The organism is Psychrobacter sp. TB20-MNA-CIBAN-0197 (assembly GCF_040309765.1).
Taxonomy (GTDB): domain Bacteria; phylum Pseudomonadota; class Gammaproteobacteria; order Pseudomonadales; family Moraxellaceae; genus Psychrobacter; species Psychrobacter submarinus.
Genome location: NZ_JBEOPC010000002.1, coordinates 58,042 through 81,672, shown reverse-complemented (window position 1 = coordinate 81,672; position 23,631 = coordinate 58,042). Strand labels below are relative to the sequence as shown.

General features: G+C 44.3%; 20 protein-coding genes. 14 read left to right on the top strand and 6 right to left on the bottom strand.

What is annotated here, in order from left to right; all coding sequences use genetic code 11:
- Positions 1-62 precede the first annotated feature (62 nt).
- From murC to lpxC, 6 genes are all read left to right on the top strand, one after another.
- On the top strand, positions 63-1,502 hold the full coding sequence (murC, locus tag AAEY83_RS01040; RefSeq protein WP_025644657.1) for a UDP-N-acetylmuramate--L-alanine ligase: 1,440 nt from the start codon (positions 63-65) through the stop codon (positions 1,500-1,502).
- 72 nt (positions 1,503-1,574) lie between these two features.
- Positions 1,575-2,669, top strand: coding sequence for a D-alanine--D-alanine ligase (locus AAEY83_RS01035; protein WP_025644655.1), 1,095 nt, complete (start codon positions 1,575-1,577; stop codon positions 2,667-2,669).
- A 348-nt stretch (positions 2,670-3,017) separates the two neighbouring features.
- On the top strand, positions 3,018-3,830 hold the full coding sequence (locus AAEY83_RS01030; protein WP_025644653.1) for a cell division protein FtsQ/DivIB: 813 nt from the start codon (positions 3,018-3,020) through the stop codon (positions 3,828-3,830).
- 116 nt (positions 3,831-3,946) lie between these two features.
- On the top strand, positions 3,947-5,281 hold the full coding sequence (gene ftsA, locus AAEY83_RS01025) for a cell division protein FtsA (RefSeq protein WP_227501897.1): 1,335 nt from the start codon (positions 3,947-3,949) through the stop codon (positions 5,279-5,281).
- 145 nt (positions 5,282-5,426) lie between these two features.
- Complete coding sequence (ftsZ, locus tag AAEY83_RS01020; RefSeq protein WP_025644649.1) at positions 5,427-6,605, top strand: cell division protein FtsZ; 1,179 nt, start codon at positions 5,427-5,429, stop codon at positions 6,603-6,605.
- A 391-nt stretch (positions 6,606-6,996) separates the two neighbouring features.
- The gene (lpxC, locus tag AAEY83_RS01015) at positions 6,997-7,914 is read left to right on the top strand and encodes a UDP-3-O-acyl-N-acetylglucosamine deacetylase (protein ID WP_025644648.1); all 918 of its coding nucleotides are present in this window, start codon (positions 6,997-6,999) and stop codon (positions 7,912-7,914) included.
- 288 nt (positions 7,915-8,202) lie between these two features.
- On the opposite strand, the gene AAEY83_RS01010 is transcribed toward lpxC, so the two are convergent.
- A complete protein-coding gene (locus AAEY83_RS01010; protein WP_025644647.1) occupies positions 8,203-8,706 on the bottom strand; it encodes a hypothetical protein in 504 nt (167 codons plus the stop codon).
- Positions 8,707-8,921: 215 nt separating this feature from the next.
- On the opposite strand from AAEY83_RS01010, the gene AAEY83_RS01005 reads away from it, so the two are divergent.
- On the top strand, positions 8,922-9,650 hold the full coding sequence (locus AAEY83_RS01005) for a CHAP domain-containing protein (protein ID WP_025644646.1): 729 nt from the start codon (positions 8,922-8,924) through the stop codon (positions 9,648-9,650).
- Positions 9,651-9,798: 148 nt separating this feature from the next.
- On the opposite strand, the gene AAEY83_RS01000 is transcribed toward AAEY83_RS01005, so the two are convergent.
- Both AAEY83_RS01000 and AAEY83_RS00995 read right to left on the bottom strand, forming a co-directional pair.
- Positions 9,799-10,500, bottom strand: coding sequence for a DOMON domain-containing protein (locus AAEY83_RS01000; RefSeq protein WP_025644645.1), 702 nt, complete (start codon positions 10,498-10,500; stop codon positions 9,799-9,801).
- A gap of 165 nt (positions 10,501-10,665) precedes the next feature.
- A complete protein-coding gene (locus AAEY83_RS00995) occupies positions 10,666-10,977 on the bottom strand; it encodes a YhbY family RNA-binding protein (RefSeq protein WP_025644644.1) in 312 nt (103 codons plus the stop codon).
- A 232-nt stretch (positions 10,978-11,209) separates the two neighbouring features.
- Here AAEY83_RS00995 and AAEY83_RS00990 point away from each other — a divergent pair, with 232 nt between their 5' ends.
- The 7 genes from AAEY83_RS00990 to AAEY83_RS00960 all read left to right on the top strand — a co-directional run bounded on the left by AAEY83_RS00990 (position 11,210) and on the right by AAEY83_RS00960 (position 18,878).
- Positions 11,210-11,842, top strand: a complete 633-nt coding sequence (locus AAEY83_RS00990; protein ID WP_025644643.1) for an RlmE family RNA methyltransferase — start codon at positions 11,210-11,212, stop codon at positions 11,840-11,842.
- Between the two features lie 305 nt (positions 11,843-12,147).
- Complete coding sequence (gene ftsH, locus AAEY83_RS00985; RefSeq protein ID WP_025644641.1) at positions 12,148-14,043, top strand: ATP-dependent zinc metalloprotease FtsH; 1,896 nt, start codon at positions 12,148-12,150, stop codon at positions 14,041-14,043.
- Between the two features lie 255 nt (positions 14,044-14,298).
- On the top strand, positions 14,299-15,201 hold the full coding sequence (gene folP, locus AAEY83_RS00980; RefSeq protein ID WP_025644639.1) for a dihydropteroate synthase: 903 nt from the start codon (positions 14,299-14,301) through the stop codon (positions 15,199-15,201).
- A 265-nt stretch (positions 15,202-15,466) separates the two neighbouring features.
- Positions 15,467-15,742, top strand: coding sequence for an FAD assembly factor SdhE (locus AAEY83_RS00975; RefSeq protein ID WP_025644638.1), 276 nt, complete (start codon positions 15,467-15,469; stop codon positions 15,740-15,742).
- 106 nt (positions 15,743-15,848) lie between these two features.
- Complete coding sequence (locus tag AAEY83_RS00970) at positions 15,849-16,316, top strand: protein YgfX (RefSeq protein WP_227501896.1); 468 nt, start codon at positions 15,849-15,851, stop codon at positions 16,314-16,316.
- A gap of 145 nt (positions 16,317-16,461) precedes the next feature.
- The gene (locus tag AAEY83_RS00965) at positions 16,462-17,190 is read left to right on the top strand and encodes a YidB family protein (protein WP_025644635.1); all 729 of its coding nucleotides are present in this window, start codon (positions 16,462-16,464) and stop codon (positions 17,188-17,190) included.
- 230 nt (positions 17,191-17,420) lie between these two features.
- The gene (locus AAEY83_RS00960) at positions 17,421-18,878 is read left to right on the top strand and encodes an anion permease (RefSeq protein ID WP_025644633.1); all 1,458 of its coding nucleotides are present in this window, start codon (positions 17,421-17,423) and stop codon (positions 18,876-18,878) included.
- A gap of 35 nt (positions 18,879-18,913) precedes the next feature.
- Here the strand turns inward: AAEY83_RS00960 and AAEY83_RS00955 are convergent, their stop codons facing one another.
- The 3 genes from AAEY83_RS00955 to trmB form a co-directional block, all read right to left on the bottom strand.
- Positions 18,914-20,110, bottom strand: a complete 1,197-nt coding sequence (locus AAEY83_RS00955) for a regulatory protein RecX (RefSeq protein ID WP_025644631.1) — start codon at positions 20,108-20,110, stop codon at positions 18,914-18,916.
- Between the two features lie 50 nt (positions 20,111-20,160).
- The gene (gene recA / locus AAEY83_RS00950; RefSeq protein ID WP_025644629.1) at positions 20,161-21,228 is read right to left on the bottom strand and encodes a recombinase RecA; all 1,068 of its coding nucleotides are present in this window, start codon (positions 21,226-21,228) and stop codon (positions 20,161-20,163) included.
- Between the two features lie 1,318 nt (positions 21,229-22,546).
- The gene (trmB, locus tag AAEY83_RS00945; protein WP_264673170.1) at positions 22,547-23,248 is read right to left on the bottom strand and encodes a tRNA (guanosine(46)-N7)-methyltransferase TrmB; all 702 of its coding nucleotides are present in this window, start codon (positions 23,246-23,248) and stop codon (positions 22,547-22,549) included.
- Positions 23,249-23,631: the final 383 nt, after the last annotated feature.

Here is a 23,631-nt window from a genome sequence, read left to right as displayed (position 1 = left end):
GACTTTTAGCCGTTTTAGTCTTCTAAAATATTTATATCTACTTTTTCTATTGAGAACCTTTTATGTCTACCTCTACTAAAGCTCTGCCGAAACGCCTGATTGAGATTCCAGAGATGCGCCGTATTCAGCATCTACATTTTGTTGGTATTGGCGGCTCAGGGATGTGCGGTATCGCTGAGGTGATGCATAATCAAGGCTATCAAGTCAGCGGTTCTGACATCAACGACAGTCTAGTGACTCAGCGTTTACAGAGTATTGGTATCGAGATATTTATCGGTCATGACTCAAAAAACATCTCTAATACCGATGTGGTCGTGGTGTCATCCGCGATTGACCGTAGCAACCCTGAGATTAAGGCGGCGCTAAAAGCCCGTCTGCCAGTGGTCCGCCGCGCTGATATGCTTGGTGAGCTGATGCGCTATCGTCATGGTATCGCGGTCGCAGGCGCGCATGGTAAGACTACAACGACTAGTTTGCTGACGATGATGATGGCTGAGGCGCAGCTAGATCCTACTTATGTGATCGGCGGTAAGCTCAACGCGTCAGGCAAGAACGCCGCGCTTGGCAGCAGTCGTTTCTTGATTGCTGAAGCTGACGAATCGGATGCGTCGTTTTTGACCCTGCATCCGATGTCGGCTATCGTCACCAATATCGATCAAGATCATATGGAGACTTACGAGAATAGCTTCGATAAACTCAAAGCCGCCTACATTCAGTTTTTACAGAACATGCCTTTTTATGGCTTAGCGGTCGTTTGCGGTGATGATGCTGAGTTATATGCCATGATAGATGATATTAGCCGCCCAGTACTGACTTTTGGACTTGAACCTTTTAACGATGTACAAGCGATCGATGTGGTAGCGCAAGGCACTAAGACCCACTTTACCGTATTGCGCCGCGACCATGAGCCGCTGCGTTTAACCCTTAATATCCCAGGAATTCATAACGTCTATAATGCGCTTGCTGCCATTACGATGGCCACTGATGAAGGCGTGGATGATGACGCTATCAAACGTGCCCTACAGAAGTTCGCTGGCGTCGGCCGTCGTTTTGAACAGCATGAAGCAGTCACCCTTGATGATGGCGATGTGTTATTAATTGACGATTATGGTCATCATCCCAAAGAAGTCGATGCCACGATCAAAGCCGCTCGCCAAAGCTTTCCTGAGCGCCGTTTGGTAATGATGTTCCAGCCGCATCGTTATAGCCGTACTCGCGACTGTTTCGATGATTTTGTGGAAGTGCTCTCTGCTGTCGATGAGCTACTATTATTAGAGGTGTACTCTGCAGGCGAGAACCATATCAATGGCGCAGACACCAAGTCGCTAGCTCGTAGTATTCGTCTGCGCGGTGAAGTGGAACCGACCATCGTTGACAAAAACAATATCGCGCCAGTGATGCAGCGTTTGTTAAAAGCCAACGATATGCTGATCACCCAAGGCGCAGGTAATGTTGGGCAGATTGCGGTTGAATTGGCTGCGAATCAATTGTACTTAAAATAGCTTCTGGAAGAGTTTGCTCTACCGTTATAGAGCGCCTCGCTTAGCCGTCAAAAGAACGTTAGGAATTCATATATGAACCGTCAAAACAACCAAAGCCTCAGCCAAGACAGCAACGAGCACAGACAACAAGACAATATAGAAAACCCAGAGTCGGCACTAGCAGCCGCTCAGAGCGAGCAAGAGAGCGATGATAAGCCAGCGTTGGGTAATGGAAGAGTCAATAATGACGAAGCTTCCAGCAAGGATTCACAAGTCAAAGACGCCAGTGTGTTTGGTAAAGTTGCAGTGGTATATGGCGGCAACAGTAATGAGCGCACGGTTTCTTTAGATAGCGGTGCTGCAGTACTACAAGCGCTACAGAATCAAGGCGTTGATGCCGAGCATTTTGATCCAAAAGATCAAGATATCACTGAGCTGCGTGCTTATGACCGTGTGTTTAATGTGCTGCATGGTCGCGGCGGTGAAGATGGGCTCTTGCAAGGTGTATTGCAGTGGTTAGATATCCCGCAAACAGGTTCTGGCGTATTGGCCTCTGCGCTGGGTATGGACAAGGTGCGTACTAAGCAGCTGTGGCAAGGCTGTGGTCTGTCGACAGCGCCGTTTTCATTACTGACTGCGGATACCGACTGGCAGCAAGTGGTCAATATGCTCGGTCTGCCTTTGATTATAAAGCCAGTGCACGAAGGCTCTAGCATCGGCATGACGAAGGTCAATCATTTAGATGAGTTACCAGCAGCCTATGCTACTGCGGTACAATGCGGCGATGCGGTGATGGCTGAGCGCTGGATTACCGGCCGCGAATTCACTATCGTAATCATCGATGATGAAGCTTATCCGGTCATTCGCTTAGAGCCTGCTGATATTAGCAATTTTTATGATTTTGAAGCCAAGTACAATCGCAACGATACCAGCTACTATATCCCTTGCGGTTTAAGTGCTCATGATGAACAGCACTTACAAGAGCTAAGCTTAGCCGCTTTTCGAGCGTTAGATGCCAAAGGTTGGGGGCGTATCGACGCCATGCAAGATAATAATGGCAGTTTTTGGTTACTTGAGATCAATACGGTGCCAGGTATGACCAGTCATAGTTTAGTGCCTATGGCCGCCCAAGCGCGCGGTATGGATTTTGAGAGCTTATGCTGGCACATTTTGTCGCAGACATTGTAGGGGGTTGGGTTCTAGGTAATCTAAGCGAATCAGGGGCGATAACGTGGTCTAAGCTTGCTATAGCATAGCTTAGTGTAAACTTGTGTAAATTCAACACTCACAACTCGGGTTAGGCTATTGTTTCACTAGAAAATACGTTAATATTGCAGTGATTGTGTTGTTTTTGCTAGGATTGTCGGATTTTAACCTTAGTAGTACTCAATCACGTAGCCAATAACTGTGCTTTTATAAACCACGTTAAAATAACTTTATAAATGAACGGTCTATTGACACATGTTGCCCCAGTAGCTAGTAAAATTAAATGCATATTAAGTGTAAAATCAATCAAGTATATGGACGGATGCAATTATGGCTCAAACTGTCGATGATGTGGCTGAGCTCATGGATAGTAAAGCGGATCGTCCAAAAAGAAGTTTACCACTTCCAAATTCGGCTAAATACTTTTTTACAGCTATTGTCGTTGCGCTATTATTATTGATATTAGCGATGGGCGCTAAGGCTCTACGTGATGCACCGCCTGCTACCATACAAGTCAGCTCACAAGGTCTGAGTCCGGTCCAGTATCAAAGCTTACAGCAAACGATGAGTCGGCAAACCGTTAGTAGCTTTTTTACCAATGATTTGCAGTCCCTACGTGATATTGCCATGAGACTTGCTTGGGTCGATCAGGTCAGTGTGACTCGTGATTGGCAACGCGGAATTGTAATTACCGCGCTACCAAAGCAAGCGATCGCTAATTTTGGTACTGAGCGACTAGTAGATGCTAAAGGCGAGGTGTTTGTCCCTGTTGATAATAACGACTTGCGCCAACCTCAGTTCGCAACTTTACAAGGCGATATCGAGCAAGCACCGGTCATCATGCAGCAAATGCAGCAGATTAACGACTGGTATGCGCCGCTTGAGATGCAAGTTGAAGATATTATTTTGACCCCGCGTATGACTTGGTTGGTGCGTTTTGATACTGGTCTACGAGTGATTGTAGATAATGAAAACACTGCTCAGAAATTACTGAGCCTAAGCCAGTTATTAGCCGCGCAACTGCACGACCGCCGTGATGAGATGCAGTCGGTAGATTTACGCTACAAGAACGGCTTCACTATAGCGTGGAATGTGAGACAAGAGTCTGATACAGCTAGTACCGATAGCGCTGCGAATCTTTAGCTTATATTTTATTCATCTTTGTGAAAAGGATCTTTACTTTAGAGACATCTAAAGGATAATTTAACGAAACTCGTTAGATAGATTGCTTCGCAAGTACTTTTTAATAATTAATGGGGATGTGCAATCGTTCCCTGATTAGCGATAATTTGTCTGGTAACATGAAAAATACTGAAAACCTCGTTGTTGTCCATCTAAGCGCCACTGCAGTTTATGCTGTGATTGGCAGTGTTGTCTCTGCAAAAGACATCCGTATCATGGGTATCGGCCAAGTCAAAAACAACGACTTCTATCAAGGTCGAATCAAGCATCGCGAACGTCTACAAGGTGCGATAAAGCAAGCCATTCAAGAAGCAGAAGATACCGCAAACTGCCGTGTGCATAGCGTTTGGCTGACTTTAGCGACTCCTGAGCTACTCAGTAAAAACAGTACCGGACAGGTCGATGTTGAAGAGGATGTGGTACTGGCCAAAGACATGGTACAAGCCTTGTCCAACGCAAAAGCTAAAGACCTGCCTTCTGATTATTATCTCATGCACTGCTGTCAGCAAGGTATCTATATCGACGATATGGACTCTATGGTCGATGATGCTATTGAGATGGTTGCCAAAAACATCACCGTGCTTTATCACATGATGATGATGCCAGTGGCCAGTCGCCAAAACATCCAAAAACTACTGCAAAGCTGTGATGTCGGTATCGACCATATCGTCTTTGACGCCGTTACTAGTGCCGAGTACAGTTTGATGAGTGAGGAGCGTCAGCAGGGCGTCTGCTTGGTCAATATTGGCGCAAGTACCACGAGTATTTGCGTCTATAAAGAAAACAAGCTTATCTTTACTCATTGTATCGCGAGCGGCAGTCATGAAGTCACTATGGATATCTCAGCCGATGTAGGCATCTCAATGATAGAAGCTGAGAGACTCAAGAAGTCTCATGGTACTGTCGATACCAATAGCATAGACCCTAGCGCCTTCTTTTTGTTTAAGCCCCAAGGTTCAAATGATGAGATCAATATCGGTATTTATAATTTAGCCCGTATTATTGAGGCGCGATTTATTCAGATATTTACCGAAGTGGCGCGCCAGCTCCATGAGGCGGATTTGATAGGTTTTATTGATCGCGGTATCGTCCTGACAGGCGGCGGCAGTACGATTAAAGGTATGGTGCCATTTGCCAAAAAATTATTGAAAATGCCAGTCGTCATGAGTAATACTCATCCGGCAATCAGTGCTTTTAACCATTTTGACAATGAAGATACCTTTAAACAGCTCAATGCTCAGATTAACGATCGCGCTTATCATACAGCTTTTGGCGCTTTGTTATATAGTCAGAGCGAGCAGTTTCGTCATAGCGAACAAAGCGAGCCTGAAGCTATTCAAGAGAGCCGAGTAAAAGGCACCTTTCAAAGAGTTGGTCAGCGTTTTACTAACATCTTCAAAAAAATACTATGATAGTTGAAAAAGATAGTTTGAAAACGAAACTAAGCTATACTTATTTTATTTAAATACATTTATATATAGTCCGTCGATATGACAGAACCTGCCTGCACTATGACGTGTCGACCCTTACGCTATTTGCAACTGGAGAACCCTTTTTATGTCAAAATATACCATGCCAGATGATAGTCAAGTTCAAGATAACGGCCAAGCGCGCTTCACCGTATTTGGGGTAGGCGGCGGCGGCGGTAATGCGGTAGAGCACATGGTACAGCAAGGTATCAGGGGCGTCACTTTTGTCTGCGCTAATACGGATAGACAAGCGCTAGATCGTCTAACCGCTCCTAATAAGCTACAGCTAGGCGCTAAGACCAATCGAGGTCTAGGCGCTGGCGCTAACCCAGAAATCGGTCGTGAAGCTGCAGAAAGCGAAGAAGAAGCGATCCGCGAGATGCTAGACAACTCTGACATGGTCTTTATTACAGCGGGTATGGGCGGTGGTACCGGCACAGGCGCCGCTCCAGTCGTCGCTCGTATCGCCAAAGAGCTAGAAGTACTGACTGTCGCTGTGGTCACAACGCCTTTTAAATTTGAAGGCGGTAAACGCATCAAAGCGGCTAAAGCAGGTATTGAGCAGCTGACGAACTTTGTGGACTCTATCATTACTATTCCTAATGATAAGCTGATGAGCATCTACGGTAATATCTCCATGCAAGACGCCTTCAAAAAGGCCGATGATGTTTTATTGCATGCTGTACAAGGCATCGCTGAAACTATCGCGCGTGAAGGGCTTATCAATATTGACTTCAATGATATTCGTACCGCAATGACTGCTAAAGGTCATGCGATGATGGGTATTGGCCGTGCTAGCGGTGACGACCGCGCGCGTCAAGCGACTGAAAAGGCAATCAAATCACCACTGCTTGACGATCTGCGTTTAGAAAACGCGAAAGGCTTGCTAGTTAACGTTATCTCTTCTGAGTCGCTATCTTTAGACGAGTTTAGCCAAATCAGTGAAATCGTTGAAGGCATCACTGATAATGACGACGCCAATATCTTTTATGGTTCAGTCATCGATGAGAAGATGGGTGATGACTTACATGTTACCGTTATCGCAACTGGTCTGACTTTGAATGAGGATATCCCTGAAGTACCAGTGCCTTCGGTGACCAGCACGCAATCAGTAGATCCGAGTACCCATACGAGCGCTCTAAACAGTCAAAAGCAGACTCAAGCACAGCAGTATCAAGACTCTACGCCGCGTACAGCACCGCAAGAGCAGCCACAGACTAAGACCAACAGTATCCAAGATTATCTAAAGCGCCAGCAGAATAAATAACGTTTTAGTCATTGGTTTGTTCAGGCCAATAAAGAAGAACCAGCGTTGAGACGCTGGTTTTTTTTGCTTAATAAGTAGCTAATAGCATGAATAGATTACAAAATTATATTTTATTATTAAGGGAAAACGTTAAAAAGTTGTTATGAATAGGTAGAATTATTGAATAAAAATAAGGGTTTAGATCAGGTGGGTCACTACCAGCGATAAAGCTGCAGCCCTTGACTGGCGTGCTCTCAGCCATATTTTGATGAATAAATATAGCTAAAATAGTAGTGACAATAAGTATTATCAATGGCTTAAATATGCAAATTAGTATTTTTTGGCTATAGCGAATTAAGGGGTACTAATGGTACACTAGGGCAATTGTAACAAAATATGTGGGATTACAGCCATGAATCAGAGAACTATAAAAACAGCTTTAGCGGTCACTGGTACCGGTTTACATAGTGGTCAGCCTGTGGATCTTGAGTTTCATCCACAGCCTGTTGATACCGGTGTTGTTTTTGAGCGTTCCGATATACTAGGCTCAGCACCGATTCCAGCTAGTGCCTTTTTGGTGCAAGATACCATGATGTCATCTAACTTAGTATTTGGCGGTACGCGCGTCGGTACGGTTGAGCATCTACTAAGCGCTATTGCTGGCCTTGGTGTCGATAATCTACTGATACGAGTCTCTGCAAGCGAGATTCCTATTATGGATGGTAGCGCGGCGCCTTTTGTGGGCTTATTACTACAAGCAGGCTTTGAAGAGCAAGAAGCGCCTAAGAAGTTCTTGCGGGTGGTCAGACCAGTACGAATCAAAGTCGATGACAAATGGGCTGAACTGCGTCCTTACAATGGCTTTGAGATGAACTTTGAGATTGACTTTGAGCATCCAGCCTTTGATAAGGATTTCCAGCATGCTCAGTTCCACCTTTCCACTCATAACTTTATCGAGCAGTTAAGCGAAGCGCGTACCTTTGGTTTTATGAAAGATATAGAAGTCCTGCGCAAGAACAATCTTGCTTTAGGTGGCAGTATGGACAATGCTATCGTCATTGATGAGGCAAGAGTGTTGAATGCTGAAGGCTTACGCTTCAATGATGAGTTCGTTCGTCACAAGATTTTGGATGCATTAGGCGACTTATATCTTATCGGTTATCCTATTTTGGGCCGTTTTAGTGCGTACAAGTCAGGTCATGCACTCAATAACTTATTGGTTCGCGAAATACTATCTGACCCAAAAAACTTTGAAATTGTAACATTTGATGACAATGTAACTTGTCCTATCGAATATTTGCCACTCTCTGGGCTAGTCGTTGAAGGATAAATACACGAATATACAGGATGTATCGCAACATTTACGCAATATTACATAGTTTACGAAATAACACATTCATAATTTTGAATATATTTAGTCGTTAAAACCGAATAAAATCGCTGAAAGTTAGGTAATACAAAAGCTAACAGCTATCAAAAAACGTACGATGATAATGTCAAATCAAAGACAATCTTCATCATACGTTTTTTTTTGTGCAAAATTTTTTGGATAACGAATTAATAGCGACTAATTTTTAATATGTTATTTACATAACTTTACAATGTAATCTGCAAATTTTTAGTCATTTATTAGCCGCAAAAGTGCTTTTTGCAGCTTTTTATCCGTGGTGACATGCTCAGCTGCCTGTGATATAGTCCGCTTTGTGTTTTGGCTAAGGGCCTGATGCACATTGGTTTTATTGGATTTTGAGACCGCTAGTTGTTCTGAAACTTTAGAATCATGAGCGGCAGTATGAGCTACCACGACGCTGATTTGCTTGAGTTGTTGAAATGTAATTGACTGCTCTGTTAACACTGATAAGTAAGCATTTTGTAAATAGCGAATGTGATTAGCCGCAGTTACTGAACCTACACTGAGTGTGAGTTGCTCATCGTTCAGACCGACAACCCAGCAGGTATTAAGAATCTCTTCTGGTAGACAATCTGCCAATAGTTTTTTTATCTCAGTGGTTGCTTGCGTAAAAACACGCATATTATCGCTCAAGCTTCGAGGTAGTGCGCTACCAGCAAATGCTTGATGATCGATAAGTTGGGCAAGTCGATTAGGCTGTTTTTTTGACATCGTGTTGCTCATTGCAAGATATAAGGTTAAAGCGGACAATCTACGAGGCGAATGACAAAACTAGTAATGATGCTAGTGTCGGGCGCTTAAGACTAGAGTGTTAGCTGCTATACCTAGGATTTTATCATGATTGTTTAATGGCTATATCCTTTAAATGAATTGATGCTTCGTTATGGATGACGAGCGCTCTTGTATTAACTATAGGTAGTAAATTTATGAAACAAGCTTTATTAATTTTGTCAGTACTAGGAATGGGCATAGCACAAACAAGTGGTGCTGCCGAAACGACCTTTCAATCAAATAATACCTTGACTCATACCATCACAAATATCACGGCTGCTTCGAACTACGGTTCTAGCCAGAATATTTATAGCACCAACAGTGGCGCTCGCGTTTATAGCAATGACGAAATCAGTCAAGCTATTGATAACCTAAGCGAGCACGCCAAGCAAAAAGAATATCAGTTAGCATCACTAACTAGCCGTTTAGCGTACGAGCGCGAACAGCAAATCCGCAGTAGTATCCCAGATAGCAATTCAGCGCCAGCTCGCGCTGCAGCGCGTGCAGCAAGAGCAGCGCACGCTAGAAGTACAGGCTACTGTGCCCGTTATGTGCGTAAAGCGCTACAGTCTGCCGGTTACGAGTTTACTCCAAACCCATCTGCTTATCAGTATGCGACGCGTGGCACGCTTGCTCAAGCAGGCTTTACCAAAATCAGTAATGACACACCGCATCAGGTGGGTGATGTGATCGTCTATGACCGTAGCTCAAGACGCCCGCACGGTCATATTCAAATATTTGACGGTAACGGCTGGGTCTCAGACTTCCGCCAAAAAGGTATCAGCCCATACAGCGGTGTCCATAGTTATACCACATGGCGCGACTCACAATACGTAGATGATGCCTCAGATCGTGGTATCTATCTTGCGATGGCTGACGAGTAACTGCTACTATATTTGTAGTCAATTATAATCTAGCTATCGTTAGTTCAGCAAAAAACCCAGTAATGATCTAAATGACATTGCTGGGTTTTTTATGCGGCATCTCATGCTACGCCTATGAGTTTTATCATCTTTTAGATCTGCTAAGTCATTACTCTTTATCCAGCTGCAGCTTTGACCAGTGCTGGCGCTGATGAAAATCGGCTGGCGTGGCGTGCTCAGTTGCAAAGTAAAGTGGCGTGCCTGCGAAGTTGAGAATGACGCATGGATGTATCAAGGCAGTCAAGTTAGAATTGAGTATGCGCGGCATAGAGTCAGGTAGCATATCTAATGCGATTGAGAATTGGCGCTGTTTCAATAACGAATCACTACTTGCTAGTGTTTTATTATGCCATTGAATATGGACGGGATGTTGACTGCCTTTTATCAATAAGGGTATGGGCGGCAGCGTAACAGGGGTACGGTAGTCCGTAAACTGATAGACCGCATATTGACCATTTGGACTGGCATTTATCTCCACATAACTTGCCGCGTTATTGGTTATAAAACACTCTAAGCAAGTCTGCTGCCATAGATAATCTGCAAAGCCGACTTTTTGTTTATTCCAAAGCGGCCATTGCAACTGATCCAATAAGGTCATAGACGGCAGCTTAACCTCATAGCGGAGGCTTAAGCTAGTATCCATATCGCTACTTATTGTATTTAGCGTATCGCTGTCAGCATTCGCTGAGTCCATAATCGTAGCCGTTACTTTAACGATAATTTGCTGTAACTGGGAAACGGACATACCGATCTTTTGAGCATCACTCACTAAGCTATCGTTTGCAAGCTTAAGAATAAAAGTCTGACTCATATTATGGATTGCCTTATCGTAAATAGGTTAAATGCTGACAACTCGCTGAGCGGCCAAAAAATATAGCAAAAGTAGAAGAGTAAAAATGACAAAAGCCGCAAGTCTAATCAGCTGCGGCCTTTAAGATAAGTCTATAAAGAGTATTAAATCATCACTCTTTATGCATTACTGAGCATAACGGGCTAAGTTAGATAGCTTAGGATTGGCGTTTGGGTTTTGGCGTAATAACAGCGCCATACGGCCGATAGTGTGAATCACATTGGCATTCGCTGTAGTCGCAATCTCAGTGCTCACGATATCACGCTCATGCTTAGTGCCTGCTGGCAGCTTCACTTTAATCAGCTCGTGATCGCTCAATGCTCTATCAATCTCTTCACTAATGGCAGGGGTGATGCCTTTATTGCCGATCATAACGATAGGCTTGAGCTCGTGGCCAATACTTTTTAGGCGTTTAATGGTTTCATTATCAAGTTGCATAACATTCCTTATATCAATATAAATAAGTTTTAGTGTCTGTATCAACGACAGAGTACACCGGCGCAGTACAAACGATATCATCAAAAATTTAATGCGTATTATAAGCAATATGAGACTATCTTGCTTGAATTCATTAGGATTTTGGACGATTTTAGGTGAGGGAAATGTTAAACTAAGCGTCTTAACTTGGTTTTTGTAGCGCTTTTTTGTGATAGGTATAGGAGCAAGTATTTTGGCTACGCGTATTGAAAATAAAAAACTCTCAAAAAGTAGCCGTGCTTGGATGAAAGAGCATCTTGATGACCACTATGTCAAGCAAGCGCAAAAAGACGGCTATCGTGCGCGCGCCGCTTATAAACTGTTAGAGATCAATGACAAAACCCAGACTATCACTAAAGGGATGACCGTAGTCGATTTGGGCAGTGCGCCGGGGAGTTGGTCGCAAGTAGCGAGTAAGCTAGTAGGCGACACTGGCACCTTGATAGCTTCTGATATTTTACCGATGGATGCTTTGGCTGATGTCACTTTTATCCAAGGTGATTTTCGTGAGGCTGAGGCTTTTGACGCGATTATGGCGCAAGTGGGCGATAGCCAAGTCGATGTAGTGCTATCCGATATGGCCCCTAATACCGCGGGTAACAGCGCGGTCGATCAACCACGCATGATGTATCTGTGTGAGTTGGCAGTAGATTTTGCCTTAGCAACTTTGCCTAAAGGCGGCGCGCTGATTATGAAAGTCTTCCAAGGCGAGGGCACACAAGAGCTTAGGCAGCAAATGCAGCGCGACTTTAGTAAGGTTCGCAGTATCAAACCGGCTGCTTCTAGACCACGCTCCAAAGAGATGTTTTGGATAGCGATTCGATAGTTTTGAATAAGATTTAAACGCTGCTAGTGTTGCTACAATAGTTAACTGAAAAGTGATATCTAGTGGTTGAATTGTACCGATTAAAACCATATATCGTGGTATATTAGCTTTGTTTTAAGCAATTATTAAAATGAAGTCGCCTTAGAGTAACGGGTTATTTATATTAGTTTTTATCTTTTAATCGCGGTGTTTAGTCACCATATACTATATATAGTCCACACAAAGACTGAAATAAATAATAGGTTAACGCTTTGAAGGCGTCACGTGTCGAGTTGACACACCAATAAGTAGGGATGGGAAAGCTTGTGAGCGACATGGTAAAAAATACCTTATTGTGGCTGGTGGTAATCGGCGTTCTAGTGCTAGTGTTTAGCGGCTTTGATCAATCATCAGAGCCTGATAACCTTAACTACTCTGAGTTTGTGACCGCAGTGTCAGAAAATCAAGTAGCTAGCGTTGAGATCGACGGTGAACAAATCACTGGTGAGAAGAAAAATGGCTCAACATTTGAGACCATTAGACCGGCTGTGGCTGATGAGCAGTTAATGCCAATGCTGCGTGAAAATCAGGTCGAAGTAGAAGGCACAGCACCAAAACGCCAAAGCATACTAATGCAGCTATTGATTGCTAGTTTCCCGATTCTATTGATTATTGGTCTCTTCTTATTCTTTATGCGTAATATGCAAGGCGGCGCTGGCGGTAAAGGCGGTGGCCCTATGAGCTTTGGTAAGTCAAAAGCCAAAATGCTGAGCGAAGATCAGATCAAGGTTAATTTTACTGATGTTGCAGGCTGCGAAGAAGCCAAAGAAGAAGTCGTCGAAGTGGTTGAATTCTTGCGTGACCCTGATAAGTTTACTAAGCTTGGTGCGACTATTCCGCGTGGTATCTTGATGGTCGGACCTCCAGGTACCGGTAAAACCTTGCTAGCTCGAGCTATCGCTGGTGAAGCCAAAGTACCGTTTTTCTCAATATCAGGTTCTGATTTTGTGGAGATGTTCGTTGGTGTGGGTGCTTCGCGTGTTCGTGATATGTTCGAACAAGCAAAAAAGAGTGCGCCTTGTATCATCTTTATTGATGAGATTGATGCGGTCGGTCGTCATCGCGGCTCAGGTATGGGCGGTGGTAATGATGAGCGCGAGCAGACACTGAACCAATTACTCGTTGAAATGGATGGTTTTGAAGGTAATGAAGGGGTGATTGTCATCGCCGCGACTAACCGTGCTGACGTCCTCGATAAAGCGCTACTCCGTCCTGGCCGTTTTGATCGTCAGGTACAAGTAGGCTTGCCAGATATTAAAGGCCGTGAGCAAATCCTAAAAGTACATCTGAAGAAACTGCCAAATACGATCAGTGTCGATGCGCGAGCTTTGGCTCGTGGTACACCTGGCTTTACTGGTGCTCAGCTTGCTAACCTCGTCAACGAAGCCGCACTATTTGCCGCGCGCCGTAATAAGCGCAGCGTCGATATGAATGACTTTGAAGATGCCAAAGACAAGCTCTATATGGGTCCTGAGCGCAAATCTATGGTGATACGTGAAGAAGAGCGCCGCGCCACCGCTTATCATGAGGCAGGTCATGCCTTAGTTGCTGAATTACTACCGGGTACTGATCCGGTGCATAAGGTAACGATTATGCCGCGCGGATTTGCTCTAGGGGTTACTTGGCAGTTGCCTGAGCATGATCAGACAAGTATGTATAAGTCAAAAATGCTCAATGATATCGCTATTTTGTTCGGCGGTCGTATCGCTGAAGAGGTGTTTATCAATCAGATGTCGACTGGTGCTTCTAATGACTTTGAACGTGCGACTAAGATGGCACGAGCAATGGTGACTAAGTATGGTATGTCAGATGCGCTAGGTATCATGGTCTATGAAGACGATGATAGCTCGCAAGGGTACTTCGGCGGCGGTGGTCGGACGATTTCTGAAGCCACGCAGCAAAAGGTCGATGACGAAGTTCGCCGGTTGTTAGAAGAGCAATATGACATCGCGCGTGAATTAATCGAGGCAAATCAAGATAAAATGCACGCTATGGTAGACGCGCTTATGAAGTGGGAAACGATTGACCGTGATCAGCTGCAAGATATCTTAGCAGGCGAAGAGCCACGTCCACCAAAGATTTACCAGCATAACGAAGTTAATTTATCAAAAGATAGAGAGAAGCCTGAAGGTACCATTCCGCCGCCCCTACCAGCGATGTAATGACTTGGTATAGTGGATATAAAACCATTGAAATTAAGAAGCCCTTTTCATAAAGGGCTTTTTTTGGGTTAAAAATTAGAGATCTAATACCCCAATCCTAATGTAGGAGCTGAATGTCGTAATAAAAGGTTTAGACTCCGTTCTGAGGAATTGTAAAGGTCAGACAGACTTTAGGAGTACCGCTCATTTACTGATATGATAAGCTAAAAATTAATAGTGCTTTATTAATAAATTTTCATCTACATGAGATCAGTTATGCCGTTGTTTCAGCCCTTACCTGCTTATAGTATCCGCATACGTCACAAAACATTAGACTTATCGAAGCCGCAAATTATGGGTATTTTAAATGTGACCCCAGATTCGTTTTCGGACGGTGGGCAGTTTAATGCTGTAGAAAGTGCTCTAAATCGAGCGCAGGAAATGATCGCAGCAGGTGCCACTATTATCGATATCGGCGGTGAATCCACACGCCCAAATGCTGAGGCAGTAGCGACAGATGAGGAGATAGCTCGCGTCATACCAGTAGTTGAAGCGATTCGCGCACACTGCGGTGATGAGATATGGTTATCGATTGATACCAGTAGCCCACAAGTGATAGAAGCGGCATTCGCAGCTGGCGCAGATATTTGGAATGATGTCCGTGCGCTCAAACGTGAAGGCGCGGCTGCCATGGCCGCTAAGTTAGATATTCCGGTGATGCTGATGCACATGCGCGGTGAGCCGGCAACCATGAACAGCTTAGCGCAGTACGAGGATGTGGTCAGCGAGGTAATGACGGAGCTTGCAGCGCGTGTAGAAGACGTGACTAGTCTTGGCGTCAAACGTGCTAATATAATCCTAGATCCAGGATTTGGCTTCGCTAAAGATTACGCACATCATTGTGCGCTGTTGACTCAATTAGCAAGCTTACAAAGCTTAGAGCTACCGCTGATGTTTGGTATTTCACGTAAGCGTTTTTTGGCAGAAGTACTAGACAAGAGCAATATAGCCCGTTATAAAAACTCCAAAGCTATCGAACGTGATATAGCGAGTACGGCAGCCGGTTTATTTGCACTACAACAAGGCGCGAGTATCATACGTACCCATAATGTGGCGATGATGCAGCAAGCCGTAGCACTTTGGCAGCAGCTCACAGACTATAATCATTTATCAGCTTAGCTTAAACAAACGATGCTTGACATTTAAGACGGCACTTATAGTTAAGTATGAAAAAGATGTAGCGAAACTGGGATGAATTTTTTGCAGCCTCTGTCGACGTAGGCACAGCAAGCCAGAAAAATTTATACCAGTTTCGCGTATTAAATAACGTATCCATTTTATTTAGTATCGGCTATATATAAAATAAACTTGTCTTCAATCAAACATCATATTATTAATAATAAGCGCTTAACCAGCAAGCGCGTTAACGACTAAAGAGTTATTTATGACTACCCAACCCGAGCCTACCGCTGAACAGCGCCGTATTATTTATCAAGCCCGTCGCGGCCTCAAAGAGCTAGATTTTTATATTGATCCTTACGTAAAAGAGCTTTATCTAGCGGCTGATACTGCCGAGCAAGCTACCTTTGCTGAGCTGCTCACATATGAAGACCCTGATTTATTAGATTATTTTACCAATCAAAGTCAGCCGGATGACGCTGCGGTTTGGGAGCTAGTCAATAAAATTAAGACTTGGCGTCATAGTAAGGACTTAACCTAGTAAGGACTTAATGCGTTAGGCACTGTGCTAAACTGTACAGGTGTGCGCTAAACTGTACAGGTATTAATCACTCGGCTCTACTTTACGCAATTTGCTGGATAATTAGATGACCATGTCGCGCTTATCGTTACGGATTGATACTCCTGTACAGCCTACTAGCTATTTGCGTGCCTTATTATATGGCAGTTTGACAGCTATTATTATTCTACTCGCTTGGTTAGCGAAATTATGGCTTTGGCAATATGTGCTCATTTTGCTGGTAGCTGCTGCGGTTGTGAGTTATTTGGCTTTATCAAGGCCAATCTTAATGCATCTTAGTCAGCCTCCAATGAGCAAACGCATCGATCTAGGTTGGCAGCTGCTGATGCGTACCGGACGCGCTGACGAGCTTTGGCAAGCTACGCTCTCTACAGCCCATCACTATCCGTGGTTGATACATTTAACCCTGATAATAACTGAACCTTATCAGCGGCCCTTTACCGTGACCATATTCCGCGATCAAGTGAGCGCTGAGCAGTGGCGACAGCTGAGCGTATTAGCTAATAGTGTCGATGGCGCCACTCAAAGCGATTAAAGTACCACGGTCGAATGTTCAGCACGCCCTAAATCTATAAGCTACTAGACGATACAAGCCATAACAAAACACCTCTCTAGCTATATAAATGGATTTGTTATATTAGGGCTGTTGAAAACAAATATAACGATAAAAGGAGAGAGTTATGAGTTTATTAGGAAATTTAGTTTCGCAAGTCGCGCGTAGTGCTATGGATCCAAATGATGCGCAGCGTAATCCGATCAATCAGCGCACCAGCCCGCGCCGTACTGGTGGTCTTGGTGATATATTGGGCAGTGTGCTCGGCGGTTCGGCAGGCGCTAGTAACCAAGCAGGTGGCTATAATCCGCAGCAATACGGCCGTCAAGCAGATAATGGCTTCGGTCTAGATGATCTATTAGGTGGCTTAGGCGGCGGCGCACAGCGCGGCAGTATGAGCTCAGGTGCAGGCGGCCTTGGCGATATCTTAGGCAGTGTGCTTGGCGGTGGTCAACGTAGTAGAGGCGGCTTTGGCGGTAAGGGTATGCTAATAGCCGCGCTGATGCCGATGGTGCTAAGCTGGATACAGCGCAATGGCGGTCTCAGCGGTGCGTTATCGAAGATTACTGGTATGGGCCATGAAGCACAAGCGCGCTCTTGGATGAGCAATAGTGAGCCTAATGATAACTTAGATCCTAATGAGATCAATCGTCTATTTGACGAAAACGAGATTCAGCAAGTGGCCGCGCAAACCGGCGCTAATGATAGCGAAGTTCGCCAAGGGCTAGCAGAGCTGTTACCTGAGGTAATGAATCAGCTGACCCCAAATGGTAACTTAGATAATGAGGAAGAAGCGAATCAAGAGATTGATCAGATTATCGGTCAGTTGTCCAACCGTCTAGGCACTTTACGATAATGGCCCCATGTTTGTGTTATAGCTACCTTTAACTGTGTAGTCTGCCGCTACTTCTTACGCAGACAGCAGATAGCGGCCAAAAGAGCACGTTTGTATAGCGTGCTCTTTTTTATTGTGAGGACTTCAATAATACATACTACATAGATATGTTAAAAATGGTGAACAAATGCGCAACGGTGCTGGTAATCTTATAAGATGAGGGTATCAGCCACTGCATAGGATACTGACGCATGCCGTTTAAGCCGATCCAAGCCGCTATTGCCATCGTCGTAGGTCTTATCATCTGGTTTGTCATTCCTGTACCGACGGGCGTCACCGCTGACGCATGGCACATGCTGGCTTTATTTATCGCCACCATCGCTGCCATTATTGGTAAAGTACTACCCATCGGGGCGATAGCGGTCATCGCCGTGACGCTCGTGGCTTTGACGGGTGTGACCAGTGACAGCCCAAAACAAGCCATCAATGATGCGCTCTCTAGCTATTCAAGCCCGCTGATATGGTTGATTGGTATCGCAGTGATGATATCGCGCGGCCTTATCAAAACCGGTCTTGGTCGCCGCATTGCTTATTATTTTATTTCTATCTTTGGCAAAAAAACCATCGGAGTCGCATACTCATTGACGGCGGCTGAGCTGATGATAGCGCCTATCACGCCGTCGAATACCGCGCGTGGTGGCGGTATTATTCATCCTATTATGAAATCTATCGCCCAAAGCTTTCATTCAACGCCAGAGGAAGGCACGCAAAATAAAATTGGTCGCTATCTGGCAATGGTCAATTACCATGCCAATCCGATTACCTCAGGGATGTTTATCACCGCGACCGCGCCCAACCCTTTAGTGGTAGATCTGGTAAATAAAGCCACAGGCGGCAACATTCAGCTGTCGTGGACAACGTGGGCAGTGGCGATGTTTGTGCCGGGCATCCTGTGTTTAGTGGTGATGCCCTTGGTGATTTATCTGATCTATCCACCTGATGTCAAAGTCACACCCGACGCTAAAGGTTTTGCAAAAGACAATTTGGCAGACATGGGTAGCATCAGCCGCCAAGAAAAAATCATGCTCGGTGTGTTTGGCCTGATGCTACTACTCTGGGCCAATATCCCAGCGCTGCTATTGGGTGAGCAATACAGCGTCGATTCCACGACGACGGCTTTTATCGGTCTGACGACTTTGATATTGACTGGGGTGCTGACGTGGGAGGATATTCTCAAAGAAAAATCTGCTTGGGATACCATCATCTGGTTTGGTGCCTTGATTATGATGGCCGCTTATCTGAATGAGCTTGGCTTGATTCGCTGGTTTTCTGATAATATCGAGGCGATGATTGGTACGACGGGTCTGGGCTGGGTAGGTGCCGTGGCGATTTTGACGCTGGTGTATTTGTACATTCATTACTTCTTTGCAAGTACGACTGCGCATATCACCGCTTTATTTGCCGCCTTTTATGCCGTTGGGCTGAGCTTAGGAGCGCCGCCCATGCTATACGCGCTGATTTTGGCAGCAGCGGGCAACATTATGATGACCCTCACTCATTATGCGACCGGCACCGCCCCCGTCATCTTTAACTCAGGGTATGTAACCTTAAAAAAGTGGTGGGGCATCGGCGCTATCATGAGTGTGGTCAATCTGGTGATTTGGATAGGGGCAGGTATGATATGGTGGAAAGTGCTTGGCTATTATTAATAGGTATCTGAGTGTTAGAATTAGATGAGTCACGGTTAAAAGCGCTCATCCAAAGTTTCTAAAGTATAGTTAAGCGCTTGAAAACAGATGTCCGTCTTAAAGCCGCGATACTGCAAAAATCGCAGCTGCTTAGCTTTTTCTTTTTGCTCCACTGGTATAGTGTCACCATACTTCTTAGTGCGAGCCTCTACCGCTAGTTTGAGCCAATCAACCCCCTCAACTAAGCTGTCATCAGGATCAACGAACTCGCGAAACTCTTCAGACTCACTATTTGCCATATCAATGAGCTCATCAATATTGCTTGGCATAGTGATTTGCTTTTTATAAAACTCCTGCTTGATACGCTGACGGCCGCGGCCTTTACGAATGTTTTCACGAATTAGCATAAGGGTAGTGCGGTAGTCACTTTGATAACCTTTCTCTTCAAATTCAGCAAGCAGCTTATCAATACTATCCGGGTCTTGCTCTTTGTCGATAAGCTTTTGTTTGAGCTCCGCCTTACCGTACTCACGCCGTGACAGATAATAAAAAGCCAACCAGCGCAAACGGCTCTCAGCTTTGATAGCATCGAGCTCGGCTTGCTTTTGTTCAGGGGTGCGCAGGTAAGCTTTAAGCGCCGGGGGTAGGTTGTCTATCTCGCAAGCCGTGAACGCCGCTGTAGACGCTTCTGTGTTCTCTTGATCAAGAGACGTCGCAATATTATCGGTTACTTGTTTGGCGATATCGTGAGAGCTATCTGCTTCGTCACTACTGCCGTCTGTATGATCTTCATCTGTATGTACCTTGCGCTTAACTTCAGCTAGCATCTGCTGAATGCTTTGTGAGTCTGGCGGCACGTAAGCGGGCGCATCATTGTGCTCAGCGACAAAAATTGCTGCAGCATGGAAGCGCTTTTTGCGTTTTTTTGATTTTGATTTAAGGGAATTTGATGAAGGTTTAGCTAATGATTTATTTGAAGATTGGGATAAAGCATCAAAGCTTGAAGAATCCTCTGCAAAAAAGCTTTTGTCACTCTCATCAGTGGATGTAGTATGAGTTTTCTTCTCAGAAAAAGGCTCTGCGCTTTGTTGCTTTACGCGCTGTGCTTTTTTTGATTTTCTGCGATTAAATAGCTCGGTATTTTTGGTAGTTGAGCTTTTATTATTATGACGTTTTGGTTTACTGCTAGCAGCAGAACTAGCCGAGTCGGTGTCCGACTCGGCTAGAATTTCAGCTAATGTTTTAATCTGCATTTTTAACCTATAAGCTATTCAATAGCATGAAGATTTTTGTGCTTAAGCCATTACTGTATAGGCGATGCTTCTAAGTCCTGACCGGCGTCTATATCTTCGTCATTAGCTTCGGGCTGTTCTTGTGTCCCTGACCCTAACTTTTCTGCACGAATCTTAGCTTCTATCTCTTCTGCGATGGCAGGGTTTTCTTTGAGATAGAGCACTGAGTTGGCTTTACCTTGACCAATCTTTTCATCGCCGTAGCTATACCAAGAGCCCGCTTTGCCTACTGCGCCAATCTCAACGCCAAGGTCAATGACTTCAGCTAAATGGTTGGTACCTTCGCCATAAGTAATCTCAAATTCGGCTTGGCGGAACGGCGGCGCCATTTTGTTTTTGATGACTTTAACGCGAGTTTGGTTACCGATGATGTCATCACCGTTTTTGACCGCGCCGATACGGCGAATATCCATCCGCACCGAAGAATAAAACTTCAATGCGTTACCACCTGTCGTGGTCTCTGGACTACCAAACATGACGCCAATCTTCATACGAATCTGGTTAATAAACACCACCATACAGTTGGAGCGTTTAGCATTACCAGTGATTTTACGTAGTGCTTGGCTCATCAGACGCGCCTGCAAGCCCATATGCGAATCGCCCATCTCACCCTCAATCTCCGCACGTGGCGTGAGAGCGGCGACCGAGTCAATCACGATCATATCGATAGCGCCTGAGCGTACTAACATATCGGTAATCTCAAGTGCCTGCTCGCCATTATCAGGCTGGGAAATCAATAAGTCGTCCGTATTAATGCCTAACTTACGGGCATAAACCGGATCAAGCGCGTGCTCAGCATCGATAAAGGCACAAGTACCGCCTTGCTTTTGGCATTGAGCGATCGTTTGTAGCGTCATGGTGGTTTTACCTGAGCTCTCAGGGCCATAGATTTCAATGATACGGCCTTTAGGTAGGCCGCCAATTCCTAAGGCAATATCTAAGCCTAGAGAGCCTGTTGAGACTACATCGACATCCATAGCAACAGAATCGTCACCGAGATGCATAATAGTGTTCTTACCGAATTGCTTCTCGATTTGTCCTAGTGCTGCTTTGAGTGCTTTTGCTTTGTTGTCGTCCATAATGGACTCCTTGTCAGTAATGAATTTACAAGTGATGTTTTAAGATATAAGAGTGACTAAGTAAACAGAGTAAGTGAGTTGGGATAGTCTTTATAAGCCCAAAATAGTCGAAACGGTTAGAGCTATGACTTAGATAGCTATCTTTACTATACAGTAAAAAAAATAGCGTTAGCAGTAAAATTAAGTTTAGAGCGTAGTCGTCAGCAGAGTAGCTACTGTACTGACTAACTCCTGATAAAACCTTTATAAAAATTACTAAGCAAATGATAGAGTTAAAAACTAAAAGCCTATAAGGATGCGCTTTTTGTTTGATTATTAGATGAGGTAATTATAACAAAATCCAAGCTAAATAATGAGTTTGTCTCACTCTAAACGACAATAGATGTCGCCTAACTTTTATAGTTTTTATAGGTTTTTATTAGCGCTCAGCTAGCCTGAATGAAGAGTAAATAGTATGATTTGTGCGCTCTGAAAAAATACAGATTTGTCAAGAGCAAATATAGTTGTCCACAGCAAAAATAAAATAAAATTTTGCTCGCTGTGAAACATTTGCGGCAATCAAATTTATTTTAAAATAATTATAAATAATTTTTTATTGTTTTAAATTAAGTGTAAGTAATTGATTTTATTATAAAAATAAATTGTATAAAAAATGACCAATTTTACCTAAAGCGTTAAGCTATCGACTCATATCCTTGTCAAGTACCTAGTTATCCACAGGGTTATCCACAGCTTCTGGGGAGAACTCTGCAACCCCTTATTATATCGATGATTGCACAAATTTGAAAATTATTAGAGTCTATCAATTTTTGATATAAACACCTTAAACATATCGGCTTGAGAGTCTTTTGAGCATAAGGTTTCACATTTAAAAAGGGAGATAATTTGTCTATTTGTTAGTAAAAATTTGAGACGTCTTAGCATTTCGCAGCAAAACCCTAAATAGAAGAGCTCAAGATGCAAAAAAGCGACTGTTGGTAGCAGTCGCTTATGGTACGTAAATAAGGTTTTAGATATTGACTATAGGGCGTCTGATGGCGACTAGGGCGTGTTGAACATTCGACCGTGGCACTGACAGAGACTATTTTTTAGACGATTTGCAGATAAAAATGGTAAGTTTAGTCGTTCTAAGCGTCTATTTTTATCAATAAAGCGGCAAAAAATAGTCCTGTCCCTGTTGTTGTAGTTAGGGCTGATGCTAAAATCGCCCTAGTCGTTGTAAAAATTTAGCTAAGGCATCTGCATTACCTGCAATTTTCCCTTAGACTAGAACGATTTTAGCTATCAGCAGTGCCTTCTTGTGAATGTTCAACACGCCCTAGTCTTTCGTATAAATCAAATCCCATACGCCATGATCACGGTCGATACCGCGGCGCTCAAACTTAGTCATCGGGCGAAAATCAGGACGAGGTGTAAAGTTGCCTGTACCGGCTTGATTGCTCAGTCCTGCAAAGTTATCGAGTACTTCTAGCATCCAAAAAGCGTAATGCTCCCAGTCTGTTGCGGTATGAAACCAGCCGCCCGGTTTTAGAGTGCGGGTGACAATCGCCATACGCTCAGCACTAACAAAGCGGCGCTTAAAATGGCGTTTTTTGCGCCAAGGATCTGGGAAGTAGAGCTGAATACGATCGATATGGTTTTCAGGGAGCTGCTTGAGCAGTTGTATGGCGTCGCCGTTGATAATTTTGATACTAGTCAGATTTTGCGTGCCTGCCATATAAGCGCATTTACCAATACCAGGCTCATGCACCTCAACACCGATGAAGTTGCGAGTCGGATCGGCTATCGCCATCTCAATCAAAGAGTCCCCGAGCCCAAAACCTATCTCTACTGTGAGCGGCGCATTGCTACCGTTTGGACTATCATTGAATAAGACACGTAGATCATCAATGCCGTCAAGATTACCATCGCCAAAACTGTTGTTGACTAGATATTCTGCAAACTTGGGATCGGTTAACGCTTGCTCCGCGTTTTTATTCATATGCGTGCGGCGCTTCATAAAAGTATTCACAATACGCATATGCTTATCGTTATTAGCCTCCTTGTCATCAGTTGTAGAGGCCGTACTAACGGCTTCAGAGCGGCTATCGCTGCTATTGTCTACTGAATGATCTACTGGGCTGGCGACTGGAGTGTCAATAGAATGATCGGAGGGAGATTGTGAGCTCATAATATGGCTAAGACTTTATAAAGTAATAAGTAGACAGGTATTATAGGTTAAATCTATTGGGTTTTTAAGCGAAATATAGCGAGCAAAAGCGCGAACAGCATTTAAAGGCTTGGATTAGTCAAAGGCAGCTCCAACGCCGTCTTAAACTGCGAGCCTAAAAGCCGGTTAGCATTTGACTAGTGGATGCATTGAGCTTGGCGATATCTTATAATAGTTATACTAATGCTAGTTAG